The following is a 24,467-nucleotide window of genomic DNA, read 5'->3' as shown; positions in this document are numbered from 1 at the left end:
TGTGCCCGAATCCGCCTGATCCGCAAGCGACGTCCACCGCCATTCGGCAGGCGGAGGACTTCCAGCAAAGCGCGGCGTTTGGCGCCGGCCAGCCCAGTTATGCGCTCAGGTGGACGGGAGCAGGCCTTGGCGGCCCATGCAACTGGAGGTCGCCTGAAGCAAAGAGGGGCGTCAGCCTCTGCCTTTCAGGAATTCGATCACCATTGCTGCCGTCCAGGTGAAACGGCCGCCGCCGAGCGGTTCGCCGCTGAGCGGATCGTAATATTCGGCAAAGCCGCTATCGGCGATGAGATCGAGGCTGGACTGGGTGATATGCCGGGCGACATCTGCACAGCCGGCAGCAGCAAGGCCGTCGGCGATCATGTAGTTGACCACCAGCCAGACCGGGCCGCGCCAGTAGCGTTTGGCGTCGAAGCGGGGGTCGTCGAGATCGTGCGACGGGACGATGTAGCCCGCCTTGCCGGCGATACGCTCGATGGTGGCGGCGATTGCAGCAGTGCGGGGTTTCGGGATGGCCGAGAAGACCGGCAGGATGCCTCCGACGGAGGCGCTGTCGACGAGCTTTCCGGCGACGCGGTCGAGGCAGAGATATTGGCCGTACGTATCGCTCCACAGCCGCTCCATCGCCGAAAGCCCTTTTTTGGCGCGGCTGCGGTTGGCGTCGGCGATCTCCATTTCGCCAAGCGTCTCGGCGAGATCGGCAAGGTCGGCCGCTGAGCGGATCAGGATGGCGTTGAAGCCGGGATCGACGATCTGGAAGGGTGAGGCATCGTGCAGCTTTGGATTGTCCCAGCCAAGTGCGCGAAAATGCTGCAGCAGCCAGAGGTAGCGGTCATATTGCGCCTTGGTCGGCCGGTGCGCCGGGTCGGCATGCAAGGTGTCGCGGCGCGTGTAGGGCTCGACGCCTTCGGTCGGCACACGCTCGAAGGCGTCGTCCCAGTCGATGGAATTGTCGCGGCCGGACTCCCATGGATGAATGATTGCGACCAATCCTTCGTCCCTTGGATCGCGGTTTTCGTAGAACCAGCGATGCCAGGCGTCGATCTTCGGCAGCAGCGCGCGGGCGCGCTCGGCGGCCAGTTTTTTGTCCCTGGCCCGGTCGAACAGGCGGCGAACGGCAAAGCCCGCCACCGCCGGCTGGGTGATGCCGGAGGTGGCAGTTGGGCGGTTGGTTCTCCAGACCTCCGGCCCGGGGAAATAGCTGTCGTTCAGGACATGAAAGACGATATGCGGCACCATGCCGTCCGGCCATTGATGGGCGAACAGCGTCTCGATCTCGGTCCAGGCGCGCGCCTCGTCATAATGGGCGAGACCGAGCGCGGTCAGGCAGGAATCCCAGTTCCACTGGAACGGATAGAGGCCCTTGGTCGGGATGGTATAGTCGCCGTGGTCGTTTTCCCTGAGCACCTCGACGGCACGGGCGATGGTTTCGTTGACGGCAAGAGAGATCATTGAAGCGTTCGTACTTTCAGGATTGAAGGGCGTTGGCGCGATTGAAGGGCGTTGGCGGGATCAAAGGGCGTTGGTGGTTTCAGGATCGAACCAGCGGATGCGATCGGCTTTGGGCGCAAGTCGCAGGTGTTCGCCGACGGCGATCGCGGCATTCGATTCGAGGATGGCGCGAAACAGCCCACCCTCGACATCGCAGGTGACCAGCGTGTGCGGACCGAGCGGCTCGACGACGCGCACGGTGGCATGCAGCCCCTCGTCACTTGCGTCGACATCTTCGGGGCGAATGGCGAATTCAATTTTGTGCTTGTCCGATTTGGGGCCGGGCAGCGTCAGGCCGGCGACGGTCCAGCTTCCGTTCGCAGTCTTCGTCGCGGGGATGAAATTCATCGGCGGATTGCCGATGAAGGAACCGACGAAGCGGGCGGCCGGGTTGCGATAGACCTCGACCGGCGAGGCGGCCTGGACGATATGGCCCTGATGCATGACGGCGATGCGGTCGGCGAGGCTCATCGCCTCGACCTGATCGTGAGTGACATAAATGGTGGTGGTCTTGGACGCGGCGAGCACGCCCTTGAGTTCGGCGCGCATTTCGAGCCTGAGCAGCGCGTCGAGATTGGACAGCGGCTCGTCCATCAGGATGACGTCGGGCTCCATGGCGAGCGCGCGGGCGACGGCGACGCGCTGGCGCTGGCCGCCGGAAAGCTGGCCCGAATAGCGTTTCAGCAATTGCTCGATATGCATGAGCTCGGCGGTGCGGTTGACGCGGCGTTCGACCTCTTGCTGCGCCAATTTCTTCATGCGCAGGCCGAAAGCGATGTTTTCGAACACTGTCAGATGCGGAAAGACCGCATAATTCTGGAACACCATGGCGATGCCGCGGTCGCGCGGCGGCAGATGATCGACGCGACGGCCGCCGATCCAGACCTCGCCCTGGCTCGCCGTTTCCAATCCGGCGACGATCCTGAGCAATGTCGTCTTGCCGCAGCCCGAGGCGCCGAGCAGCACCATGAACTCCTGGTCGGTGATGGTGAGGTCTATCGAATGCAGCGCGGTGAAGCCGCCGAAGCGTTTGGCCACTTGTTTTATGGCGATCTCAGCCATCGGCTTTCTCCCTATCGCGCGTCATCGGTTGGCGATCCCCCACATGGCGAACAGGTATTTGCGGACGGCGAAGATGAAGATCAGCGCTGGGATGACCAGTGCAGCCCCACCTGCGAATTTGAGATAAAGCGGCGACTCGCCCAGGCTCTGCAGCAGGAAGGCGGTCAGCGTCCGGTTCTCTATGGTGAGCACGGCGGCGGCAAACACCTCGTTCCAGGAGATGGTGAATGCAAAGACCGCCGAGGCCGCGATGCCGGGCAGTGCCAGCGGCAGGATGACCTTGCGAAACGCCTGCAGGCGGGTGCAGCCGAGCGTCCACGCCGCTTCCTCGAGCTCTACCGGAATGCCTGAGAACAGCGAGAAGGTGATCAGCACCGCGAATGGCAGCGCCAGCGTGGTGTGAACCAGCGCCAGCCCGATGGCGGTGTCGTCGAGGCCGGTGCGGATGAACATCACCGCAAGCGGCAGCGCCAGCAGCGGCAGCGGAAAGGCGCGGGTCATCAGCACCAGGAAGCGGAACGTGCCCTTGCCCGGAAAATCGAAGCGCGATAGCGCGTAGCCGGCGGGCGCGCCGAAACCGATCGAGAGGATCATCGTCAGCGTGGCGACGAGGACCGAGTTCCACAGCGCACGGCCGACGCCGGCGAAATTGATGAAGAAAGACAGGCTGCCGAAATTGAAGGAAGGGAAGAAGCGTTTCGGAAAGGCAGTAACCTCTTCCGGCGACGACAAGGCATTGACTATCAGGAGATAGATCGGCAGCAGCACCCAGACCGAAAGCAGGATGACGGTGGCGACCAGCAGCCAGTTGCCGGCCTTGCGGGTCGCGGGCGCGGCGATTGGGATCTCTGCGACGGCGCTCATATGCGCGCTTCCTTCGGCACGCGCAGCACCCGCAGGAAGAACAGCGTGAGCCCGACCGAGATGGCGAGGATGAGCAGGGCGAAGGCGGCGGCAACGTTGCGGTCCTGCAACGAGAACTGCCAGTTGTAGGTCTCACCCATCAATACCGGCAAATTGGTGCCGCCGAGCGCCGCCACCACGGCGAAAACCTCGAAGGCGAGGATAACGCGCAGGATGATCGCCGTCTGCAGGCTGGGGCGCAGCAAGGGCAGCGTGATCTTGACGAAGCGGCTCCACGGGCTCGCGCCAAAGACCTCGGCCGCCTCGTGGTATTCCCGGGGGATGAGCCCCATGCCAGCGACCAGGATGACCATCATGATCGCAGTCGCGCGCCAGATCTCGGCCAGTATCACTGCGACGAAGATGGTCAGCTTGCTCTGGTAGCCGAGGAACATGACGGGCCTGTCGACGAGGCCGAGGTTCGACAGCAGAGTGTTGAGGAAGCCGGACTGGTCGAAAATGGCGAGCCAGATCAGCCCGGCGGCGAGATCGGAGATGCCGAGCGGAATGGCGAAGATGTAGAGCGCCGCACCCCGCCCGGTTTCGAGCCTGGACACGACCGTAGCCATCAACAGCGCCATAACCAGCTGGATCGGCACGACGATGGCTGCGAGCAGGATGGTGTTCCAGAAGGCGACCGGGAATTTCCAGTTGCCGGTCATGGTTCGAAAATTGTCCAGCGTGAAGCCGCCGTCACGGGTGAAAGCCTCAAAGGCGACCAGCGCGAACGGGTAGAGGAAGAAGACGCAAAGGAACAGCGTCGCCGGCATCAGCAGCAGATAGGGCAGGGCCTTGCCGTGCATGGCATGTCCTTTGGCGTGGTGCGGGCTGGCGCCCGGAACGCAACAGGTTCCGGACGCCCCTCGGGAGGTTTCTAGTCGACCGGGCAGGCGCCTTCGGACGGCTTATCGGGTGCCCAGCAGGGCGCCTTGGCCTGGTCGATGAGGGCCTTGAGCGCCGTCGCCTGTTCCTCGATCACGCCACGCACATCCTGGCCACCGAGCACGATACGCTCGAAACTGTCGACATAGACCTGGTTGAACTTGCCGCCGAGATCGCCGAGTCCCGTCGGCAGCAATGCCGGCAGCGCATCCGGCGCACCGGTCATGGTGGCGATCACCGGGCCGAGGGCTTTCACCGAGGCCGGCATGTCGTCGGGCAGATTTACGTCGACCACGGGGAAGAAGTTGGTGGCCTTGAGCGTCGCGATCTGCGTTTCCGGCTTCAGCATATAGGCGACCAGTGCCTTGGCCTTGTCCATGTCCGGCGAAGTCTTGGGGATGGCGACGCCGGCGATCACCGGCATGTAGCCGCGACCCGCCGGCCCCGCGGGCGCTGGGAAGGCGACGAACTCGTCGGGCTTCTGGTTGAACGCATCGGCAAGCCGCGCCACATGGTCGAACGCCACCCACACTTCGCCGGTGAGAAGCGGCTCCTGCATGAAGGCATAGCTGGTCGAATTCGGGTTGGTGTACTGCCACAATTCCTTGAACTTGTTCCACGCGGTCTCGGCTTCCGCCGAGCGGAACTTCGTCACCATCGAACCGGTGTAGGACGGGTAGAGAAAACCTTCGAAGAAACGGTGCTTCAGCCCCTTCGGTCCGGCCGGGAAGCCGAATTTCGGCGAGCCGGTCTTCTCGGCGATGTTCTTCGCCCATTCGATCAGCTGGTCATAGGTGATGGTGTTGAGATAGGTGCCTGCCGGCAGATATTGCAGCGCCTGCTTGTTGGCCGCCATCAGGAAGGTGGCCTGCATCCACGGCAGATATTTCTGTTCGCTTGTGCCGAGCATGCCGAGTTTCTTGTAGGCTTCGTTGAGCTTGACACCGCCGACATCGACGCCGGACAAATCGACAAGGTCCGCACCGACCGTGGAGAAGTCACCGTGCAGGCCGCCGAGCGCGCCGATGGTGCCGGAACCGGCCTGCAGCTCGGCCTGGAGGCGGGTGAGCCAGGGCCCGTCCTCGGCGACCTGATAGTCGACCTCGCCGTCAAAAGTCTTCAGCACCTCGCTGCGCATTTTCTGCGTCTCTTCCACAGGCCGCGCCTGCGTCGACCAGAACAGCACCTGGGCCTGCGCACCGCCGATCGCGATCGACAGCGCGAGTGCGGCGCCGGCCAGTGTCTTCAACGCATTCATCGTGGTCTTCCTCCCTGGTTGTGCGCCGTCCCAGCGTCAGTTTTGTCCTGTGGGTGCCGGGCCATGGCTTGCCCGCGAAACCAATGTCGACCGGATCAGCCGTGTCAGCGGCGCGGCGGACTTGTCGCCGATGACGGTCAACAGCATCTCGCCGATCTCGCGCGCGCATTGGCGGATCGAGGCATCGAATGTGGTGAGGCCGGGCGGTGCATAGGCCGAGGCGGCGATGTTGTCGAAGCCGATGACGGAAAGGTCGCGAGGGATGACCAGGCCGGCGCGGGCGGCCTCTTCCATGACGCTGAGCGCCAGCTCGTCGAACAGCGCGACGATAGCCGTCGGCCGCTCGTCAGCATGCAGCAGCCGGTTGATGGCCTGGATGCGGGCGCCGCGATCGAAGCGCGGGGCCGTCGCTACATCGAGCCTGACCGACGGATCGCCTCGGCGCGCGATCGCTGCGGCGAGCCCGTCTTGCCGCAGATGGCGAAACGTCATCGGCTCGGCGATCGTCACCAGGCCGAAATGGCGGTGCCTGAGATCGTAGAGCATGTCGAAGGCTTCACCGAAGGCGTGCGCGCCATCGGTGTCTAGCCAGTTGTAGGCGAAGTCGGTGTCGAGCAGTCGGCCATGGGCGACGAATGGGAAATTGCGTTGGCGCAGATAGGCGAGCCGTTCGTCGACCTCGGCGATGCGGGTGACGACGACGCCATCGGCGCGTCCGGATTCGACAACATGGCGAAGCACGGAAAGTTCCGACTGGCCTTGCGCCGCGGCGGCGAGGATCAGGTCGGTGCCATGCGAAACCAGCCCTTCGCCAAGCCCGGTGACGAATTCGCCAAGGAAGGAATCGACCAGATTGGGGCCGCGGATCGGCAGCACCATGCCGACAAAGCCGCTGCGGCCTGAGACCAGCGTGCGGGCTGCCGTGTTGGGCACGTAACCGGCCTGGCGCGCGGCTTCAGTGACGCGCTCGCGCGTCTTCAAGGCGATCTGCTGATGGCCGGCAAGCGCCCGCGACACCGTGGTGATCGACAGGTCGAGCTGCGCGGCAAGTTCCTTGAGCGTGGTGACGCGGGCCGGCACCGATCCTCCCGAACAAAGTGTTTGAAGCGTTTGTAATGGGTTTCGGTCAGATTGCAAACGTTTTAAATCCCGGCCGAGCCAATGAGGTGTCGATGGCTCTACAACGGGCCGAACCCTGTTTTTGGCCCGCTTAGCGTGATTTGAACCACGTGGCGCTTGACTCCGGCGGCGGCTTGTGAAAAATTTTGCATCAACTGATAAAAATATCTTAGGGCGGAAATGGTTGGTTTTGGAAACGGCCTGCTGCGCGATGATGAAACCAGTATGGCGACACGTGCCGCCTGGCTTCATTATGCTGGCGGCCTGACCCAGTCGGAGGTCGCCAAGCGGCTTGGCCTGACCAGCCTCAAGGCGCATCGCCTCATCACCAAGGCCAATCAGGAAGGATTGGTCAAAGTCTATATCGACGGCGAAGTGTCGGAATGCGTGGCGCTCGAAGACGATTTGTCCAGCCGCTACGGTCTCGACTATTGCGAGGTCGTTCCCGACTTCGATGGCGAAGACTTGCCGCTCAAGGCGCTTGGCATTGCTGGCGCGCAATTTCTCAAGCGTGAGATCGAACGCGGCGAGGATACGCTGATCGGCGTCGGTCACGGCCGCACGCTGGCCGCCTGCGTCGAGTATCTGCCGCGCATATCTGCCGAAAAAACCCGCTTCGTCTCATTGCTTGGCGGCCTGACGCGCAAGTTCTCGGCCAATCCGCACGACGTCATTCACCGCCTTGCCGAACGGACTGGCGCGGAAGCCTATGTGATGCCGGTGCCGATGTTCGCCAACACGGTCGAGGATCGAACCGTGCTGCTCGGGCAGAAGGGCATCAGCGAGGTCTTCGATCTCGGCAAGGCCGCCGACCTGCTCATTGCCGGCATCGGCACCGCCGAGCGCGAGGCGTCGCTGGTCGCCACCGGCATGATCGAAAAGGGCGAAATGGAAGAGATTCGCCGCAATGGCGGCGTCGGCGAACTGCTCGGCCATTTCTTCGACGATGCTGGAAAGGCGGTCGAGACGACGCTTTCCAACCGGGCGCTGGCGCTGGCGCGCGAAGACATCAGCAATCGCAGGATTGTCGCCGTCGCCGGCGGCAAGGTGAAGGTTCGTGCCATCAAATCGGTGTTGGAGGGCCGCTATCTCAAGGGCTTGGTCACCGATGAGCGGACGGCGCGATCACTCGTGGAGCAGACGTCGGTCGGGTAGCCGGCAGCCATTCGATTGAAACTACCCTGTGGAGGAGAAGACACATGCATGAGAAAGAAAAAGACCTGATCGATGCGTTCCTGCGCGGACAAGTTGATCGTCGTGGGCTGATCAAGGGTCTTGGCGCGATGGGCCTTGCCGCTGGCACGGCCGGCACGCTGCTCAATCTGGGGCAGACCCGTGCGCTGGCGGCGGACTTCGACTGGCAGGCGCACAAGGGCAAGACCATCAAGCTCTTGCTCAACAAGCATCCTTATGCGGATGCGATGATCGCCAACCTTGAAAACTTCAAAAAGTTGACCGGCATGGAAGTCGTCTACGACGTGTTTCCGGAAGACGTCTATTTCGACAAGGTCACCGCTGCGCTGTCGGCCAGCTCGCCTGAATACGATGCCTTCATGACCGGCGCCTACATGACCTGGACCTATGGCCCGGCCGGCTGGATCACCGACCTTAACGAGTGGATCAAGGATCCGACCAAGACCAACGTGAACTATGCCTGGGACGACTTCCTGCCCGGTGTCAGGAAGTCCTGCGCCTGGAACGGCCAGCCTGGCGGCGTGCTCGGTTCCGACGACGCCAAGCAGTGGTGCATTCCGTGGGGCTTCGAACAGAACAACATCACCTACAACAAGGGTATGTTCGACAAGGTCGGCGTCAGCGTTCCCGGCAATATGGACGAGATGGTCGCTACGGCGGCCAAGCTCACCAAGGATGTCGGTGGCGGCGTCTACGGCATCGGCGTGCGCGGCTCGCGCTCCTGGGCGACGATCCATCCCGGCTTCCTGTCGGCCTACGCCAACTTTGACCAGAAGGACCTGAATGTCTCGGCCGACGGCAAATTGTCGGCCGCGATGAACACCGCCGAATCCAAGGCATTCCACAAGCAGTGGGTCCAGATGATCCAGGAGAGCGGCCCCAAGGACTGGTCGACCTACACCTGGTATCAGGTCGGCACCGATCTCGGCGCCGGCGCCTCGGCGATGATCTACGACGCCGACATCCTCGGCTACTTCATGAATGGCGGCGACAACAAGATGGCCGGCAAGCTCGCCTTTTCGGCCTTCAAGGCCAATCCCGCCGCCAAGGCGCCGACGCCCAACATCTGGATCTGGTCGCTGTCGATGTCCAACTTCTCGAAGGACAAGGACGCCACCTGGTATTTCATGCAATGGGCATCCGGGCCCGAGCATGCACTGTTCGGTGCGACCAAGATGGACTTCGTCAATCCGGTGCGTCAGTCGGTCTGGAACGACCAGATGTTCCGCGAGAGGCTGAACAAGAGTTATCCGGGCTATGTCGAGATGTTCGACGTCTCGGCGCCGGGCGCCAGCATCAAGTTCACCCCGCAGCCGCTGTTCTTCGATCTCACCACCGAATGGGCGGCGACGCTGCAGAAGATGGTGGCCAAGGAAGTGCCGATCGACGAAGGCCTCGACATGCTGGCCACCAGCGTCGACGGCCAGCTCAAGGAAGCCGGGCTCGGCTGAGTCCTGGCGGCCGGCTGACCCGCTGCTGCGGGCCAGCCGGCCATTCCACTGCGAAGCGGCGCCTGGGAGCATCGGCCCCAAAAGTGGAGACCGGTTTTGGGAAAATCCGATGCTCAAACACTGGCGGTGCCGCCACTCGCCCAACCGGCCGCCTAGCTCCCTGGGCGGCCGGCAGGGCGAAGCAACAGAGATGACGGGTGAGCAACGATGACTGCGGCGACAATGCAAAGAAACAGGCCTTCCGGCTTCAGGATAAGCAAGAAAGTGCTGCCCTATGTCCTCAGCCTGCCGGCCTTGCTCGTCTGTATCGGCATCCTGATCCCGTTCTTCACATCGGTCGTCTATTCGTTCCAGCGCTACCGGCTGAGCCAGCCCTGGGCGCGGCAGTTCAACTGGGGCGACAACTATATCTCGTTTTTCACGGACCCGAGGTTCTGGAACACGCTGGAGATATCGCTGCTCTATGCCGGCATCACCGTGCTGCTCGAACTGCTTCTCGGTCTCGGCATCGCCATGCTGCTGCAGAAGCGCTCGACGCTAAACAACTTCATCTCGATCATGCTGTTGATGCCGCTGATGACGGCGCCGGCGCTTGCCGCGCTGATGTGGAAGCTGATGACCAATCCCGGCTTTGGCGTGCTGAGCTATCTCGCCAGCCTGATCGGACTGCAGGATTTCCGCTGGGCCTCGTCGCCGTCGACCGCGCTGTTCACGGTGGTCCTTGTTGATATCTGGGTCTACACGCCCTTCATCATGATCCTGCTGCTTGCCGGTCTGCGCAGCCTGCCGACGCAGCCCTTCGAGGCGGCAGCACTTGACGGCGTGCCGCGGAGTTTCGTGTTCTTCCGCATCACCTTGCCGATGCTGACACCCTACATCCTGACGGCGACGCTGTTCCGTCTGCTGGATTCCATCCAGCAGTTCGACATCATCTATGCCATGACCCAGGGCGGTCCGGGCGATACGCTGACTGTCTTCCAGGTCGAGGCCTACCTCAACTTCTTCCAGTCGACCAATGTCGGCCGCTCGGCGGCGCTGATGATCATCCTGTGGGCGATCACCTATTTCCTCTCCAACATTTTCATCAAGAACTGGCTGCGGCTGCGCGAACGCGCTCGCGGCCAGGCATAGGAGGCTGAGATGGAACACACCTCGCTTCTCGAACGCATCCTGCGCGGCATTGCGCTGACGCTGGTCGTGATCTTCTTCATGTTCCCGATCGTCTGGATCCTCATGATGTCCTTCCAGACCAACGAGACCATCCTGCGGATTCCGCCGCAGCTTGTCTTCAAGCCGACGCTGGCCAACTACACCGCGCTGATCACCGGAAAGCTGACGACGGCAGCCGGCACGCTCGACATCGCCTTCATGCGCAACCTCTGGAATTCGGTGTTCCTGTCGGTCACCTCGGTCGCCGTCGCGCTGCTGCTCGGCGTTCCCGCCGCTTATGCCTTTGCCCGGCACAAATTCCGCGGCTCGGAGGACATTGCCTTCACGCTGCTGTCGTTCCGGTTTGCGCCGGCGCTGCTGGTGCTGCTGCCGCTGACCCTCTATTTCCAGAAGCTTGGACTGGCCAACACCTATATCGGGCTGATCTGGGTCTATCAGCTGATCTGCCTGCCGCTGATCCTGTGGATCGTGCGCGGCTATTTCGAGGACATCCCAGCCGATATCGAATATGCCTACCGCATTGCCGGCCACTCCTGGTTCGCCACCTTCCGCAAGATCGCGCTGCCGCTCGCCGGCCCCGGCATCGCGGCGGCCGGCCTGCTCGCCTTCATCTTCGCCTGGAACAATTTCGTTTTCGCCCTCGTGCTCGCCTCGGCCGACAAGCAGCCGGTGACAGTCGGCGCGCTCGCCTTCATCACCTCCTCCGGCATCCAGTACGGCCAGATCTCGGCAGCGATCGTGCTGTCGATCACCCCGACGCTGGCGCTTGCGCTTTACGCGCAGCGCTATCTCGTCGAAGGCCTGTCGCTCGGCGCGGTGAAAGGATAGCTCCGATGGCCAGCCTTGAATTGCGAAATGTCGTCAAACGCTACAAGAGCCAGACTGTGCTCGACAATCTGTCGCTGAGCGTCGCCGATGGCGAAATCCTGGTCCTGTTCGGACCGTCCGGCGCCGGCAAGACGGTGCTGCTGCGGCTCGTCGCCGGCGTCATCGATCCCGATGAAGGAAAGATACTTATCGGCGGCGAGGACATGACCGACCTCGACGCCGAGTTCCGCGGCGTCGGCATGGCGTTCCAGAATTTCGCGCTGTTTCCGCACATGACCGCCTTCGACAACATTGCGACACCGCTTCAGGCCAAGCGATCGTCGCAAAGTGCGATGAAGTCGGGCGTCGAGAGCGTCGCCAAGCTGCTGAAGATCGGCCACGTGCTCAGCCATAAGCCACGGGCGCTGTCCAACGGCCAGAAGCAGCGCACCGCACTCGCCCGCGCTCTGGTCGGCGCGCCGCCGGTGCTCCTGCTCGACGACCCCTTGCGCAACGTCGATGCCAAACTGCGCTTCGAGATGCGGCTCGAACTACCGAGGCTGCTGGCCGACCGTGGCGCGACCGTCGTCTACGTCACCCAGGACTACAAGGAGGCCATGGCGCTCGGCGACCGCATCGCGGTGATGTCGCAAGGTGTCATCAAGCAGCTCGGCACGCCCGAGCAGATCTATGGCGAGCCGGCCAACATCGAGATCGCGCGGCTGTTCGGCGATCCGACCATCAACCTGCTCGACGTCAAGCCGTCGCGCGATGCCAAGGGCATCTATGTCGGCCTGTCGAATGTTCAGGTCCATCTGACGGGCGCCTATGACGCGACGGTCGGCCGCGATTGCGTGATCGGCCTGCGGCCCGAAGCGCTGCGCTTCGTCGACGAAGGCACGCCCGCTGCCATACCGGTGACTGTCGAGGCGGAGACGCCGCTCAACGAAAAGATCGTCACACTGGTGCGCACCGTGCGCGGCCGCGAAATCCTCGTCTCCCGGCCGGCCGGAACACCGGGTCAAACCGAGGGCAGGGCCCACATTGCCGTCGACGGCAAAAGTGCGCTGCTGTTCGATCATGCCAGCGGCGACCGCATCGGCGCCAGCAACGTGGTCAATCTGCGCAGCGGAGAAGCGGCATGAGCCAGAGCGCACTCGCCATCTCAGGCGTCGACAAGTTCTACGGCCCGATCGACAGGGGCGTGCACGCCGTCCAGAACCTGACGATCGAAATTGACAAAGGCGAGATCGTCGCACTGCTCGGCTCGTCCGGCTGCGGCAAGACCTCGACATTGCGCATGATCGCCGGCTTCGAGGAGGTCTCGCGCGGCACCATCTCGGTTGCCGGCCGCAAGGTGCATGCGCTGCCGCCGGTCAGACGCAATGTGGCGATGGCGTTCGAGGGCTATTCGCTCTATCCGCCGCTGACCGTGCGCGAGAACATGGCGTTTGCGCTGAAGGCGGCCAAGCTGCGGAAAAGTGACGTCGATGCGAAAGTTGCCAGCATCGCCAAGCTGCTCGAAATCGAGGACGTTCTTGAGCGCTATCCGAGTTCCATCTCCGGCGGCCAGCAGCAGCGCGCCAGCCTCGGCCGGGCGCTGATCCGCGAGGCCGACCTGCATCTGCTGGATGAACCGATGGGCCAGCTCGAACCGCAGCTTCGCGCCGTGCTGCGCGGCCGTATCAAGCACTTCATCAAGGAGCGCGGCCTGACCGCGATCCTGGTCACCCACGACCAGACCGAGGCCAACGCGCTTGCCGACCGGATCGCGGTGATGGAAGGCGGCGTGTTGCAGCAGTTCGACACGCCCGACATGCTCAAGCAGCGGCCGGCCAACCTGTTCACCGGCACCTTTGTCGGCGAGCCGCCGATGAATGTCTTCGAAGCCTATGTCGGCACGGCTGCCGACAAGATCAATCTGCGACTGCCCGACGGACTTTCGCTCGATTATGACAAGGACGCGTTCAGCGGCTCGGTTCGCGACGAATTGCTCAAACGGCAGCGGGTCGTCATCGGCATCAGGCCCTATGCTGTTCGCCGCTCGAAGGACGGCGTGCCGGCCACGGTTTCGGCCAACCAATGGCTCGGCGACCAGACGCATATCGCGGCGGATTTCGCCGGCGGTTCGCTGGTCCTGGTCGAACACGACCGGACCCGGCTGGAGCTTGGCGCGCCGATCAATATCAGCATCGATCCGAAGAACCTGCACATCTTCGATCAGTCCAGCGGCATGGCCATTTCGCACGGCATGGAGCTTGCCTGATGGGGGATGTGCTGATCGGCATCGACGCCGGCACGTCTGTCATCAAGTCCGTCGCCTTCGACACGGCGGGCCGGCAGCTCGCGGCCGCGGCGGTGCCGAACCGGTATGAGACCTTGCCCGGCGGCGGCGCCGAGCAGGATCTGGCGCGCACCTGGGCCGATACCGCGACCACATTGCGCCAGCTTGCCGACAAGGTGCCGGACCTCGCCAGCCGCACCATCGCCATCGCCGTGACCGGGCAGGGCGATGGCACCTGGCTGATCGACAAGGATGGTGAGCCGGTCGCCAAGGGCTGGCTGTGGCTCGATGCGCGCGCTGCCGCGATAGTCGAGGAGATCCGTGCGCGGCCCGATGACCGGCTTCGCTTCGAAAAGACCGGCAGCGGGTTGGCCGCCTGCCAGCAGGGACCGCAACTTGCCTTCATGAAGCGCAACGCGCCTGACAGGCTTGCCGATGCCGCGACAACATTCCATTGCAAGGACTGGCTCTATTTCAAGCTGACCGGCGAACGCGCCACCGATCCGTCCGAGGGCACCTTCACCTTTGGCGACTTCCGCACCCGCGGCTATTGCGACGAGGTGCTTGAGGTGCTCGGCGTCGCCGATCTCAGGCATCTGCTGCCGCCGATCGTCGACGGCACCAGGCATAGCGCCGGCCTGTCGGCGGCGGTTGCCGAAGCGACCGGGCTGCTTTCCGGTACGCCGGTGGTGCTGGCCTATGTCGACGTGGCCTGCACCGCGCTCGGCGCCGGCCTGCTCGACCGCGAGCGCAAGCCCGGCTGCTCCATCATCGGCTCCACCGGCATGCATATGCGGCTTGCTCAGACGCCGGACGAGGTGCTGCTCAACGAGGCCAGGACCGGCTACACGATGACGATGCCGGCGCCCGGCGTCTTTGCGCAGATGCAGTCGAACATGGCAGCGACGCTCAACATCGATTGGATCCTTAGCCTCGCCTCCGGTATTCTCGCCTCGCAAGGCATCACCCGCAGCAATGGCGAGATGATCGCGTTGATCGACGAATGGATATCGTCATCTGAGCCGGCATCGCTGCTCTATCAGCCCTATGTGTCGGAAGCCGGCGAGCGCGGGCCGTTCGTCGATGCCAATGCCAGAGCCGGTTTCGTCGGCATTTCGTCGCGGCACGGCTATGCCGACATGGTCCGCGCCGTTTTCGAGGGACTGGCATTCGCGTCGCGCGATTGCTACGCCGCCATGGGGCCGCTGCCGAGCGAAATCCGGCTGACCGGCGGCGCCGCCAGAAGCCCGGCTCTGCGCAAGATCCTGGGCGCTGTCGTCGGCGCCGACATTCGCACCAGCCAGCGCGAGGAAGCTGGTGCGGCGGGCGCCGCGATGATCGCCGCGGTTTGCGTCGGCCAATACAAGTCGATGGACGAATGCGTCGGCGAGTGGGTCACGCCGCTGCTGGGTGCGGCGGAGCCGGGCGACCCAGAACTTGCCGCGATCTATGAGCGGGCGGTTCCGTCCTACACCTTGGCGCATGAGGCGCTGCGGCCGGTCTGGCGGTCGATGGCCGCATCCAGGGCAAACTGAGAAGTCGAGCATGCGTAGGAAGATTGCAATCATTGGCGACCGCTTCATGCTTCCCGAGGTGTTTCGCGAGAAAATCGAGAAGGCCTGCGGCGACAATCTCGACATTCGCACCCTTGAGGCGGCCTGGCCCGACGAGCCGATGGAATTCGGCAATGCGGCGCTCGGCCTCGACAAGGTCAAGGAGTATTTTGGCGATCCGGACGAGGTGGTCGATTTCATTGGCGACGCCGAGATCTTCGTCACCCAGCTTGCGCCGCTCTCCGAGACTATGATGCAGCGTCTGCCTGCGCTGAAGCTGGTTGCGGTCTCGCGCGGCGGCCCGATCAACATTGACATGGCTGCCGCCAGGGCCCACGGCATCACCGTCGTCAATGTGCCCGGCCGCAATGCAAGTGCTGTGGCCGAGTTCACCATCGGCGCCATCCTTGCCGAGACGCGGCTGATCCGGGTCGGCCACGAAGCCTTGCGCAAAGGGGAATGGCGCGGCGATCTCTACCGGGCCGACCGCACCGGCCGCGAGCTCAACGAAATGACCGTCGGCGTCATCGGCTACGGCAATATCGGCACCAAGGTTGTCCGCCTGCTGCGCGCCTTCGGCTGCCGCATCCTGGTCACCGATCCCTATGTGCAACTGAGCGCCGAAGACCGCAATGACGGCGTCGAACTGGTCGCGCTCGACGATCTCCTGTCCCGCTCCGATGTGGTCACGCTTCATCCCCGGGTGACTGAGGAAACCCGCGGCCTGATAAACAAGGACACCATCGCTCGGATGAAGCCGGGGGTGATCTTCGTCAACACCGCGCGCGGGCCGCTGGTCGATTACGACGCGCTTTACGATGCGCTGGTCTCAGGCCATATCGGCAGCGCCATGCTGGAGACGTTTGCGGTCGAGCCGGTGCCTGCCGACTGGCCGCTGCTGCAGCTTCCGAATGTCACGCTGACGCCGCATATCGCCGGTGCTTCGGTGCGCACGGTGACCTATGCGGCCGAGCAGGCGGCCGAAGAGGTGCGCCGCTTCATCTCCGGGCTCCCACCGGTCAACCCATGCTGAAGGTCGCGCCAGCCATGAAACACTATCCAGGCATAGAGGGCCCGGCGAGATGAGCGGCGCCACTGACATCGTCGATCTGTTCGTCATCGGCGGCGGCGTCAACGGCGCCGGCATCGCACGCGACGCAGCCGGCCGCGGCCTTTCCGTCATCCTGTGCGAAAAAGACGATCTGGCCGAAGGCACCAGTTCGCGATCGGGAAAGCTCGTCCATGGCGGCCTGCGCTATCTCGAATATTACGAGTTTCGGCTGGTGCGCGAGGCGCTGATCGAGCGCGAAGTGCTGCTTGAATCGGCGCCGCACATCATCTGGCCGATGCGCTTCGTGCTGCCGCACAGCCCTGACGACCGGCCGGCCTGGCTGGTCCGGCTCGGCCTGTTCCTCTACGATCATCTCGGCGGCCGCAAGCGGCTGCCGGCCACCCGCACGCTCAACCTGCGCACTGCGCCCGAAGGTGCGCCGATTAAGGATGCATTCAAGCGCGGGTTCGAATATTCCGATTGCTGGGTCGACGACGCCCGTCTCGTCATCATCAATGCGCTCGACGCGGCGGAACGGGGAGCCAAGGTCCTTACTCGGACCGCCTGCACCGCCGCCCGGCGTGAAAACGACCTGTGGTCGGTGGAGATGCGAGACAGCCGAACCGGCGTCAGGACGACGGTTCGGGCACGGGCACTGATCAATGCCGGAGGTCCTTGGGTCAACGACATCATCAACCGCGTGGCCGGCCAGAGCTCCAAGCGGAATGTGCGCCTGGTCAAGGGCAGCCACATCGTCGTGCCGAAATTCTGGGAAGGGCGGCAGGCCTATCTCGTCCAGAACAGCGACAAGCGTGTGATCTTCATCAATCCCTACCAGAACGATCTGGCCGTGATCGGCACCACCGACATTCCCTATGACGGGCGGCCGGAAGATGTGAAGGCTGATACCAGCGAGGTCGACTATCTGATCAGGGTGGTCAACCGCTACTTCAAGCGTGAGCTTGCGCGCAGCGATGTCATCTACTCGTTCTCGGGCGTCAGGCCGCTCTATGACGACAACGCCGACAATCCGAGCGCGGTGACGCGCGACTATATTTTCGAACTCGACGCATCGGCCGGGCAGGCACCGCTGCTCTCCGTCTTCGGCGGCAAGATCACCACCTTCCGCAAGCTGGCCGAGCACGCGCTGGACCGGATCGCCCCGTTCTTTCCGAAAATGGGCAAGCCGTGGACTTCGAAAGGCTACCTGCCGGGTGGTGATATCGCCAATGCCGATTTCGAGCAGTTTCTCGGCGATCGCGGCCGCGAATATCCCTGGATGCCGGCATCGCTGGTCAAGCACTATGGCCGGCTCTACGGCACCAGGACGCGCGTGCTGGTCGGTGCGGCCAGGTCGCTCACCGATCTTGGGCGGTGCTTCGGCAAGGATTTTTTCGAACGCGAGGCCAATTATTTGTTCGAGCATGAATGGGCGCTGACCGCTGTCGATATTCTCGAACGGCGCACCAAGCACGGCCTGCATCTGTCCGCCGCAGAAAGAGCCGCCTTCGAGGACTGGTGCGCGAGCCGACTGGTGAAAGCAAGCTGATGGCCTTTACGCTTTCCCTCAACACCAATCCGCTGGTCAACCGTTTCGCCGAACCGGACGATCTGATCGACGCGATCGCCTATGACATCGGCATCAGGCACGTGCAGCTCACGCACGAATTCGTCAATCCCGGCTGGCCGGCGGCGACGATCTCGAAATTCGTCCGCCTGTTCCGCACCGCGCTCGACCGCACCGCTGTGCGCGTAACATCCGGGATGACCGGTCCCTACGGGCGGCTCAACCATTTTGGCCATCCCGACGCCGACGTGCGCCGCTACTACGTCGATTGGTTCAAGACCTTTGCCGACATATCGGCCGAGCTCGGCGCCGGCGGCATGGGCACCCAGTTCGCGATCTTCACGCACAGGGATTTCGACGATCCCGAGCGTCGCACGCGACTTTTCGACATTGCGCTGGAATGCTGGCGTGAGGTCGCCGAGCACGCCAAGGGGGCGGGTTTGACCTACCTTTTTTGGGAGCCGATGTCGGTCGGCCGCGAATTCGGCCATACGATCGAGAGTTGCTGGGCACTGCACAACCAGATCGAAGCAGCCGGCATGGCCATCCCGTTGAAGATGATGGTCGATATTGACCACGGCGACGTGACCTCGAGCAACCCGGCCGACATCGATCCTTATGCCTGGGCCGAAGCCTTTCCCAGGGTATCGCCGATCATCCACATCAAACAGTCGTCGATGAACAAAGGCGGCCATTGGCCGTTCATTGCCGCTTACAACAAGGACGGCCGCATCACGCCGGAAAAGCTTCTGGAGACGGTTCGCCGCGGCGGCGGCGTCGACAACGAGATCTGCCTCGAACTGTCGTTTCGCGAACGCGAGCCGGCCGACCACCAGGTCGTCGCCATGATCCGCGAGTCGGTCGACTACTGGGCGCCGTTCATCGAGACTGGCAGGGCGGCGATTTTGCCGCGAACCGAGTAGAACCGGCGGGGCAATTGGACGAATCCCCCTCACCCGGATTGCCAACCGAATTGCGAAGGGCAATTCGGGGCAATCCGACCTCTCCCCGAGGGGAGAGGAGACCGCCAGCGTTGCCGCCAGCCTCTTCTCCCCAGCGGGGAGAAGGTGGCCGCGAAGCGGCCGGATGAGGGGGAGCCTTACTCAGCCGAATTTCGGGTCGAGACTGCCCGACTTGTAGCGCTTGGCCATTTCCGAGACCGGCAGCGGCTTGATCTTGGGGGCGTTGCCGGCGGTGCCGAACTGCTCGAAGCGCTCCTTGCACAGCTTCCTCATGGCGGCCATTGCCGGCGTCAGATATTTGCGCGGATCGAATTCGCTCGGATTCTCGGTCAGCACCTTGCGGATCGCGCCGGTCAGCGCCATGCGGTTGTCGGTGTCGATGTTGATCTTGCGCACGCCGTGCTTGATGCCGCGCTGGATCTCCTCGACCGGCACACCCCATGTCGGCTTCATCTGGCCGCCATATTTGTTGATGATCTCCTGCAGCTCTTCCGGCACCGAGGACGAGCCGTGCATGACGAGGTGCATGTTCGGCAGCCGGCGGTGGATCTCCTCGATCACGTTCATCGCCAGCACCGCGCCATCCGGCTTGCGCGAGAACTTGTAGGCGCCGTGGCTGGTGCCCATGGCGACGGCCAGCGCGTCGACATGCGTGTCCTTGACGAACTGCACCGCCTGCTCCGGGTCGGTCAGCAACTGGTCGTGGCTGACGGCGCCTTCGACGCCATGGCCGTCTTCCTGTTCGCCGCCGCCCATCTCCAGCGACCCGAGAACGCCGATCTCGCCTTCCACCGACACACCGCCCCAATGCGCCATGTCGACGACGCGGCGCGTGATGCCCGAATTATAATCGTAATCGGCCGGCGTCTTGCCGTCCTCCTTCAGCGACCCGTCCATCATCACCGAGGTGAAGCCATACTGGATCGCGGTCACGCAGGTCGCTTCGTTGTTGCCATGGTCGAGATGCATGCAGACCGGGATATCGGGGTGGATTTCGACCAGCGCGTCGATCAGCTTGGCCAGCACGACATCGTTGGCATATGCGCGGGCGCCGCGGCTCGCCTGCAGAATAACAGGCGATTTGGTCTCCTCGGCGGCCTCCATGATGGCGAGGCCCTGTTCCATATTGTTCATGTTGAACGCAGGTACGCCATAGCCGTGTTCGGCGGCATGGTCGAGCAATTGTCTCAATGTGATGCGAGCCACCCAATAGTCTCCCGTATTTGGTTTCAAGCCTATGGTTGCGAGCCGTCCGGTCGTCGTTCAGCTCACTGATGCTTCTGGCCGGATTTCCAGTGAACCGCAACCTTTGGCCAAGGCGCCGGGAGCAATTCTTGTTACAGGACAGCAATCAGAAGCGAGTAATATCCCAAAGAAACGTAACATCATCACAAAAAAATTGGCGCCTATGCGATTTCCTCTGTTATAATAGCCTTGGCTCGCCGTTTTGCCCACTGTGGATTCGCAGCGAGCCGGATTCAGGAAACAGGCTGGACAATGAAGAGCGACGGCCGGCGGCAAGGCATTATGGATTTTCTGGTGGACACCGGCACGGCCAGTGTCGACGAGCTTGCCTCGCGCTTCGGTGTATCGAAGATGACCGTCCATCGCGACCTGGACGAGCTCGAGGAAAGCGGCTTCCTGCGCAAGGTGCGCGGCGGCGCCTCGATCCAGCCAAGCGGCCTTTTCGAGAGCGATTTCCGCTACCGTCAGAAGCAGGCCGGTGCGGAGAAGCAGCGCTTGGCGGCTGCCGCAGTGGCGATGATCGAACCAGGCCAGACGGTGATCATTGACGACGGCTCGACGGCCGGCGGCATTGCGCGCCACCTTGCGGATCTCCGCCCGCTTACCGTGATCTCCAACAATCTGGCTGTCATACAGGATCTGGCCGGCGTTGGCGGGATCACTCTGATCGCGCTCGGTGGCCAGTACAGCAAGAAGTTTCACGGTTTCTTCGGCTTGCTTGCCGAGGACACGTTGAGATCGTTGCGCGCCGATGTGGCCTTCCTGTCGTCGTCTGCCATCCACGGCGCTTCCGCCTTCCACCAGGACCAGGAAGTGGTCCATACGAAGCGGCTGATGATGGCCGCCGCCGCGCGTAAATATCTGCTGGTCGATCACGGCAAGTTCGGCCGCACGGCGCTGCATTTCCTGACCGATCTCAAGGCGTTCGACGCCGTCTTCACCGGTCGCGAACTGGAACCCCAGATGCGCGAGGTGTTGGATGGCGCCGGCGTTTCGCTAACACTAGTCGAGAAGGTTTGAGGAGGACGCATGGTTTACTGGGTCGGCACAAGCTGGAAAATGAACAAGACGCTTGCAGAGGCGACTGAATTCGCCAAGGCGCTGGCGGGATTCGTTCCCGGTTTCGACGACCGCATCCAGCCCTTCGTCATCCCGCCCTTCACGGCGGTCCGCGAGGTCAAGAAGGCGTTGGCCTCGACGCGGGTCAAGGTCGGCGCCCAGAACATGCATTGGGCCGACGCCGGAGCCTGGACCGGGGAGATCTCGCCCGTGATGCTGACGGATTGCGGGCTCGACCTCGTCGAGCTCGGCCATAGCGAACGGCGCGAGCATTTCGGCGAGACCGACAAGGCGGTCGGGCTTAAGACCGCAGCGGCGGTAAAGCATGGGCTGGTGCCGCTCATTTGCGTCGGCGAGACATTGGCGCAACGCAACAGCGGCCAGGCCGATGCGGTGCTGGCCTTGCAGGTGCATGGCGCGCTGCAATACCTCGAAGGTCAGGCAAAGGCGGCGACGATCCTGTTTGCTTATGAGCCGGTCTGGGCGATCGGCGACAAGGGCATTCCGGCAAGTGCAGACTATGCAGATAGGCAGCAGGCGCTGATCAAGAGGATCGCCGGCGACCTCCTGCCGGCCATACCGCCGGTGCTTTATGGCGGCAGCGTCAATCCGCAAAATGCCGCGGAGTTGATCGGTCAGCCTCATATCGACGGACTATTCATCGGCCGCTCCGCCTGGCAGGCGGAAGGTTACATCGACATCCTTCAGCGCGCTTCGGCGGCGCTCTGAATCAATCGGACAGGAAAGGACAAAAAAATGAAAATTGCCATTGGAGCCGACAGTGCTGGCAAGCCGTTGCTCGACGTCATCGCCGCGCATCTCGCCACCAAACCCGGCCTCGCCGTCAGCGACCTCAGCCAGGCAGGCTACTACGCCGACCTGTCGCAGAAGCTCGCCCAGACCATCCTCGACGGCGAGAACGATCGCGGCATCCTGTTTTGCGGTACCGGGATCGGCGTTTCCATCTCGGCCAACAAGGTGCCCGGTATTCGCGCCGCACTCACCCACGACACCTATTCGGCGGAGCGCGCAGCCAAATCCAACAATGCCCAGATCATCACCATGGGTGCCCGCGTCATCGGCCCGGAACTGGCCAAGTCGATCGTCGACGCCTGGCTGGCATCGGAGTTCGACGAAAAGGGACCGTCGGCCGGCAATGTCCAGGCGATCGACAGGCTCGACGCGGCGAAGCTGGGCTAACCCAGGCTTTTCCGCATCGCACCAATCACGGTGACGGCCGATGCGGCGCCGGGGTCCATATGCCCGAGCGATCGTTCGCCGAGCCGCGACGAGCGGCCCTTCGCAGCGATCATGTCCTTGGTCGCCTCGGCGCCCCGTTCGGCTGCTTGAAGCGCCGCCTCAAGGCTTTCGGACACAGTCTTGCCTGAGGCATGCGCGGCCGCCGCTGCTTGCGCCGCCGGCAGCCAGGCGTCGACCATCGTCTTCTCGCCGATCTCGGCCTTGCCGCGATCCTGGATGCCTTGCGCCATCGCCTGGAACAGGGCGATGAAATCGGCACCCACCAGCGTCGCCTTGCCCTTGACGGCGGCCGCACCACGCATGAAGGCCGTCGCATAGAGCGGACCTGACGAGGCACCGACGGCGTTGAGAAACGATTTCGCGGCTGTGTTGAGGAGAGCTGTCGGCTCGGTCGCCGCGAGGTCCAGAGAAGCGAGCGCATCGCGTACCGCGCCAAAGCCGAGCGCCATGGCGATGCCGTGATCGGCGTCGCCGATGACGCCGTCGAGTTGGCAGAGCCTGTCCTTGTCGGCTTCGATCGCCACCGCGATCGCATCGAACATTGTTTTCAGATCGGCTGCGTCGATGGATGTCATGGATGCTGCTTTCAGCCGGCGCGGAACATGGCGCAGTCGCAAGGATGGTCGAGCATCGTTTGCAATTCATCGTCGAGATGCATCAGCGTCACCGAGGCGCCGGCCATTTCGAGCGAGGTGCAATAATTGCCGACCCAGGTCGCGTGAACTGACACGCCGATGTCATCCAGCCGACGCTTCACGCGCCGGTTCATGATGTAGAGCTCCATCAGCGGCGTCGAGCCGAGCGAATTGACGAGCACAGCAACCTTGTCGCCACGTGCCGGCGCCATCTCGTCGAAGATCTTGTCCAGCATCTCGTCGGTGATCTCGTCGGCTGTTTTCAGTTTTCCGCGCGCGATGCCCGGCTCGCCGTGAATGCCCATGCCGATCTCCATCTCGTCCGGCCCGATCTCGAAATTCGGCCGGCGGGTCTGCGGCAGCGAACAGGGCGACAGCGCCACCCCCATGGTGAAAGTATGGTCGTTCGCCTTCCGGGCGATGCGCTCGCATTCATCGAATGAGAGCATCCGGTCGCAGGCGGCACCGGTAGCCTTGAAGATAAAGAAATTGCCGGCGACACCGCGCCGCTTTTGCCGCTGGTCACGTGGCGCCGATGCCACGTCGTCAGTGGTCAGCACGGTGCGCACCTCGATGTCATCCATCGCCGCCATCTCTGCGGCCATGTCGAAATTCATCACGTCGCCGGCATAGTTGCCATACATGAACAGCACGCCGGCACCGCCGCTGGCCGCCTTGGCGCATTCGAGGATCGGGTCCGGCGGCGGCGAGGCGAAGACATTGCCGATCGCCGCCGCGTCGGCCAGCCCCTTGCCGACGAAACCGAGGAAGGTCGGCTCGTGGCCCGAGCCGCCGCCGATGACGAGGCCGACCTTGCCTTGGCGAGGTCCATCGCGGGCGATGATGGAGCGCGGACTTCCCTCAGCGCTTTTGAGATGGCGGGGATGCGCGGCCAGGATGCCTTCCAGCATCTCGTCGACGGTGCGGTTGCCGTCATTGATGATCTTCTTGGTCTGCATCTGCATCCTCCCGATTTCGGTATTTTCGCAGATAGTACAGCGTGTTACCGGGATTTCCACCCGGGGACGGACATTTCACGCGGCGATGCGTTCGCGCGCGGCCAGGATCTGCACGCAGGCACTGGCTGCCTCTTTGCCCTTGACCTGGAAGTGCTCGAAGAAGAAGCGGTGATGCTCCGCACTGTCGTGGTAGTTGTGCGGGGTGAGCACCGCCGAAAGCACCGGTACGCCGGTGGACAATTGCACATTCATCATGCCGTCGATGACCGCGCTCGCCACGAATTCATGCCGGTAGATGCCGCCATTGACGACAAATGCCGCGCCGAGGATTGCGGCATAGCGACCGGTCTCGGCAAGCGTCTTTGCATGCAGGGGAATCTCATAGGCGCCCGGCACATCGAAGACATCGACGGCAAAGCGTTTCTCTCCAAGGACCGCAAGTTCGGCCTGGAACGCCTCGACGCACTGGTCGACGATGTCGGCGTGCCAGCGTGCGCGAATGACGGCAACGCGGATCGTTTCATAGTCTTTCTGGGAATGCTGATTCATGGGTCC

General features: G+C 63.1%; 23 protein-coding genes. 13 read left to right on the top strand and 10 right to left on the bottom strand.

Annotated features, from left to right (window positions below; all coding sequences use genetic code 11):
- Positions 1-171 precede the first annotated feature (171 nt).
- From AC0L3N_RS20125 to AC0L3N_RS20100, 6 genes are all read right to left on the bottom strand, one after another.
- Entirely contained in the window at positions 172-1,452 is a 1,281-nt protein-coding gene (locus AC0L3N_RS20125; protein WP_473549193.1) for an amylo-alpha-1,6-glucosidase, read from the bottom strand.
- 60 nt (positions 1,453-1,512) lie between these two features.
- Positions 1,513-2,553 (bottom strand): ABC transporter ATP-binding protein, encoded by a 1,041-nt coding sequence (locus AC0L3N_RS20120; RefSeq protein ID WP_473549192.1) that lies wholly within the window; start codon positions 2,551-2,553, stop codon positions 1,513-1,515.
- A gap of 21 nt (positions 2,554-2,574) precedes the next feature.
- Positions 2,575-3,417: a carbohydrate ABC transporter permease gene (locus tag AC0L3N_RS20115; protein WP_473549191.1), complete on the bottom strand. Its 843-nt coding sequence runs from the start codon at positions 3,415-3,417 to the stop codon at positions 2,575-2,577.
- Positions 3,414-4,259: a carbohydrate ABC transporter permease gene (locus tag AC0L3N_RS20110; protein WP_473486061.1), complete on the bottom strand. Its 846-nt coding sequence runs from the start codon at positions 4,257-4,259 to the stop codon at positions 3,414-3,416. Before AC0L3N_RS20110 ends, AC0L3N_RS20115 begins: the two co-directional genes overlap by 4 nt.
- Positions 4,260-4,330: 71 nt before the next feature.
- Complete coding sequence (locus AC0L3N_RS20105) at positions 4,331-5,596, bottom strand: ABC transporter substrate-binding protein (RefSeq protein ID WP_473549190.1); 1,266 nt, start codon at positions 5,594-5,596, stop codon at positions 4,331-4,333.
- Between the two features lie 36 nt (positions 5,597-5,632).
- On the bottom strand, positions 5,633-6,676 hold the full coding sequence (locus AC0L3N_RS20100; protein ID WP_473549189.1) for a substrate-binding domain-containing protein: 1,044 nt from the start codon (positions 6,674-6,676) through the stop codon (positions 5,633-5,635).
- 219 nt (positions 6,677-6,895) lie between these two features.
- Between AC0L3N_RS20100 and AC0L3N_RS20095 the strand changes: the two genes are divergently transcribed.
- The 10 genes from AC0L3N_RS20095 to AC0L3N_RS20050 all read left to right on the top strand — a co-directional run bounded on the left by AC0L3N_RS20095 (position 6,896) and on the right by AC0L3N_RS20050 (position 18,715).
- A complete protein-coding gene (locus tag AC0L3N_RS20095; RefSeq protein ID WP_292186922.1) occupies positions 6,896-7,870 on the top strand; it encodes a sugar-binding transcriptional regulator in 975 nt (324 codons plus the stop codon).
- A 44-nt stretch (positions 7,871-7,914) separates the two neighbouring features.
- A complete protein-coding gene (locus tag AC0L3N_RS20090; RefSeq protein ID WP_473486057.1) occupies positions 7,915-9,360 on the top strand; it encodes an ABC transporter substrate-binding protein in 1,446 nt (481 codons plus the stop codon).
- Positions 9,361-9,567: 207 nt separating this feature from the next.
- Positions 9,568-10,491 (top strand): carbohydrate ABC transporter permease, encoded by a 924-nt coding sequence (locus AC0L3N_RS20085; RefSeq protein WP_077381507.1) that lies wholly within the window; start codon positions 9,568-9,570, stop codon positions 10,489-10,491.
- Positions 10,492-10,500: 9 nt separating this feature from the next.
- The gene (locus AC0L3N_RS20080; protein WP_095518160.1) at positions 10,501-11,358 is read left to right on the top strand and encodes a carbohydrate ABC transporter permease; all 858 of its coding nucleotides are present in this window, start codon (positions 10,501-10,503) and stop codon (positions 11,356-11,358) included.
- Positions 11,359-11,363: 5 nt separating this feature from the next.
- Positions 11,364-12,482 (top strand): ABC transporter ATP-binding protein, encoded by a 1,119-nt coding sequence (locus AC0L3N_RS20075; RefSeq protein WP_473549188.1) that lies wholly within the window; start codon positions 11,364-11,366, stop codon positions 12,480-12,482.
- Positions 12,479-13,603 (top strand): ABC transporter ATP-binding protein, encoded by a 1,125-nt coding sequence (locus AC0L3N_RS20070; protein WP_473549187.1) that lies wholly within the window; start codon positions 12,479-12,481, stop codon positions 13,601-13,603. The genes AC0L3N_RS20075 and AC0L3N_RS20070 overlap by 4 nt, the downstream gene beginning before the upstream one ends.
- Positions 13,603-15,156 (top strand): FGGY family carbohydrate kinase, encoded by a 1,554-nt coding sequence (locus AC0L3N_RS20065; RefSeq protein WP_473549186.1) that lies wholly within the window; start codon positions 13,603-13,605, stop codon positions 15,154-15,156. The genes AC0L3N_RS20070 and AC0L3N_RS20065 overlap by 1 nt, the downstream gene beginning before the upstream one ends.
- A gap of 10 nt (positions 15,157-15,166) precedes the next feature.
- On the top strand, positions 15,167-16,207 hold the full coding sequence (locus AC0L3N_RS20060; RefSeq protein ID WP_473549185.1) for a 2-hydroxyacid dehydrogenase: 1,041 nt from the start codon (positions 15,167-15,169) through the stop codon (positions 16,205-16,207).
- Between the two features lie 49 nt (positions 16,208-16,256).
- Positions 16,257-17,774, top strand: a complete 1,518-nt coding sequence (locus AC0L3N_RS20055; RefSeq protein WP_473549184.1) for a glycerol-3-phosphate dehydrogenase — start codon at positions 16,257-16,259, stop codon at positions 17,772-17,774.
- Positions 17,774-18,715 carry a sugar phosphate isomerase/epimerase family protein gene (locus AC0L3N_RS20050; RefSeq protein WP_473549283.1) on the top strand — a complete coding sequence of 314 codons (942 nt, stop codon included), beginning with the start codon at positions 17,774-17,776 and terminating at the stop codon, positions 18,713-18,715. Before AC0L3N_RS20055 ends, AC0L3N_RS20050 begins: the two co-directional genes overlap by 1 nt.
- 180 nt (positions 18,716-18,895) lie before the next feature.
- On the opposite strand, the gene fba is transcribed toward AC0L3N_RS20050, so the two are convergent.
- Entirely contained in the window at positions 18,896-19,960 is a 1,065-nt protein-coding gene (gene fba / locus AC0L3N_RS20045) for a class II fructose-bisphosphate aldolase (RefSeq protein WP_095483847.1), read from the bottom strand.
- A 291-nt stretch (positions 19,961-20,251) separates the two neighbouring features.
- On the opposite strand from fba, the gene AC0L3N_RS20040 reads away from it, so the two are divergent.
- Genes AC0L3N_RS20040 through derI form a run of 3 tightly spaced genes read left to right on the top strand, consistent with a single transcriptional unit; the run spans position 20,252 to position 22,258 of the window.
- Complete coding sequence (locus AC0L3N_RS20040; RefSeq protein ID WP_473549183.1) at positions 20,252-21,019, top strand: DeoR/GlpR family DNA-binding transcription regulator; 768 nt, start codon at positions 20,252-20,254, stop codon at positions 21,017-21,019.
- A 9-nt stretch (positions 21,020-21,028) separates the two neighbouring features.
- A complete protein-coding gene (locus AC0L3N_RS20035; RefSeq protein ID WP_473549182.1) occupies positions 21,029-21,787 on the top strand; it encodes a triose-phosphate isomerase in 759 nt (252 codons plus the stop codon).
- Positions 21,788-21,814: 27 nt separating this feature from the next.
- Positions 21,815-22,258, top strand: coding sequence for a D-erythrulose-4-phosphate isomerase (gene derI, locus AC0L3N_RS20030; protein WP_095483850.1), 444 nt, complete (start codon positions 21,815-21,817; stop codon positions 22,256-22,258).
- Here the strand turns inward: derI and dhaL are convergent.
- The 3 genes from dhaL to AC0L3N_RS20015 form a co-directional block, all read right to left on the bottom strand.
- Positions 22,255-22,893 carry a dihydroxyacetone kinase subunit DhaL gene (gene dhaL, locus AC0L3N_RS20025; RefSeq protein WP_473549181.1) on the bottom strand — a complete coding sequence of 213 codons (639 nt, stop codon included), beginning with the start codon at positions 22,891-22,893 and terminating at the stop codon, positions 22,255-22,257. The genes derI and dhaL overlap by 4 nt on opposite strands.
- Before the next feature lie 11 nt (positions 22,894-22,904).
- Positions 22,905-23,912, bottom strand: a complete 1,008-nt coding sequence (locus AC0L3N_RS20020) for a dihydroxyacetone kinase subunit DhaK (protein ID WP_473549180.1) — start codon at positions 23,910-23,912, stop codon at positions 22,905-22,907.
- Positions 23,913-23,987: 75 nt separating this feature from the next.
- Positions 23,988-24,461 carry a 6,7-dimethyl-8-ribityllumazine synthase gene (locus AC0L3N_RS20015; RefSeq protein WP_473549179.1) on the bottom strand — a complete coding sequence of 158 codons (474 nt, stop codon included), beginning with the start codon at positions 24,459-24,461 and terminating at the stop codon, positions 23,988-23,990.
- Positions 24,462-24,467: the final 6 nt, after the last annotated feature.

It is taken from the genome of Mesorhizobium sp. WSM4807, assembly GCF_055811615.1.
This window is presented reverse-complemented; position numbering and strand designations above follow the sequence as displayed.

Bases quoted from the DNA above. Each gene is read 5' to 3' on its own strand.
- AC0L3N_RS20020 (WP_473549180.1), bottom strand. From the start codon at position 23,912: ATGCAGACCAAGAAGATCATCAATGACGGCAACCGCACCGTCGACGAG.
- AC0L3N_RS20065 (WP_473549186.1), top strand. From the start codon at position 13,603: ATGGGGGATGTGCTGATCGGCATCGACGCCGGCACGTCTGTCATCAAG.
- AC0L3N_RS20080 (WP_095518160.1), top strand. From the start codon at position 10,501: ATGGAACACACCTCGCTTCTCGAACGCATCCTGCGCGGCATTGCGCTG.
- AC0L3N_RS20120 (WP_473549192.1), bottom strand. From the start codon at position 2,553: ATGGCTGAGATCGCCATAAAACAAGTGGCCAAACGCTTCGGCGGCTTC.
- AC0L3N_RS20105 (WP_473549190.1), bottom strand. From the start codon at position 5,596: ATGAATGCGTTGAAGACACTGGCCGGCGCCGCACTCGCGCTGTCGATC.
- AC0L3N_RS20035 (WP_473549182.1), top strand. From the start codon at position 21,029: ATGGTTTACTGGGTCGGCACAAGCTGGAAAATGAACAAGACGCTTGCA.
- AC0L3N_RS20095 (WP_292186922.1), top strand. From the start codon at position 6,896: ATGGTTGGTTTTGGAAACGGCCTGCTGCGCGATGATGAAACCAGTATG.
- AC0L3N_RS20060 (WP_473549185.1), top strand. From the start codon at position 15,167: ATGCGTAGGAAGATTGCAATCATTGGCGACCGCTTCATGCTTCCCGAG.
- AC0L3N_RS20055 (WP_473549184.1), top strand. From the start codon at position 16,257: ATGAGCGGCGCCACTGACATCGTCGATCTGTTCGTCATCGGCGGCGGC.
- AC0L3N_RS20050 (WP_473549283.1), top strand. From the start codon at position 17,774: ATGGCCTTTACGCTTTCCCTCAACACCAATCCGCTGGTCAACCGTTTC.
- derI (WP_095483850.1), top strand. From the start codon at position 21,815: ATGAAAATTGCCATTGGAGCCGACAGTGCTGGCAAGCCGTTGCTCGAC.
- dhaL (WP_473549181.1), bottom strand. From the start codon at position 22,893: ATGACATCCATCGACGCAGCCGATCTGAAAACAATGTTCGATGCGATC.
- AC0L3N_RS20110 (WP_473486061.1), bottom strand. From the start codon at position 4,259: ATGCACGGCAAGGCCCTGCCCTATCTGCTGCTGATGCCGGCGACGCTG.
- AC0L3N_RS20070 (WP_473549187.1), top strand. From the start codon at position 12,479: ATGAGCCAGAGCGCACTCGCCATCTCAGGCGTCGACAAGTTCTACGGC.
- AC0L3N_RS20040 (WP_473549183.1), top strand. From the start codon at position 20,252: ATGAAGAGCGACGGCCGGCGGCAAGGCATTATGGATTTTCTGGTGGAC.
- AC0L3N_RS20085 (WP_077381507.1), top strand. From the start codon at position 9,568: ATGACTGCGGCGACAATGCAAAGAAACAGGCCTTCCGGCTTCAGGATA.
- AC0L3N_RS20075 (WP_473549188.1), top strand. From the start codon at position 11,364: ATGGCCAGCCTTGAATTGCGAAATGTCGTCAAACGCTACAAGAGCCAG.
- AC0L3N_RS20090 (WP_473486057.1), top strand. From the start codon at position 7,915: ATGCATGAGAAAGAAAAAGACCTGATCGATGCGTTCCTGCGCGGACAA.
- AC0L3N_RS20015 (WP_473549179.1), bottom strand. From the start codon at position 24,461: ATGAATCAGCATTCCCAGAAAGACTATGAAACGATCCGCGTTGCCGTC.
- AC0L3N_RS20125 (WP_473549193.1), bottom strand. From the start codon at position 1,452: ATGATCTCTCTTGCCGTCAACGAAACCATCGCCCGTGCCGTCGAGGTG.
- AC0L3N_RS20115 (WP_473549191.1), bottom strand. From the start codon at position 3,417: ATGAGCGCCGTCGCAGAGATCCCAATCGCCGCGCCCGCGACCCGCAAG.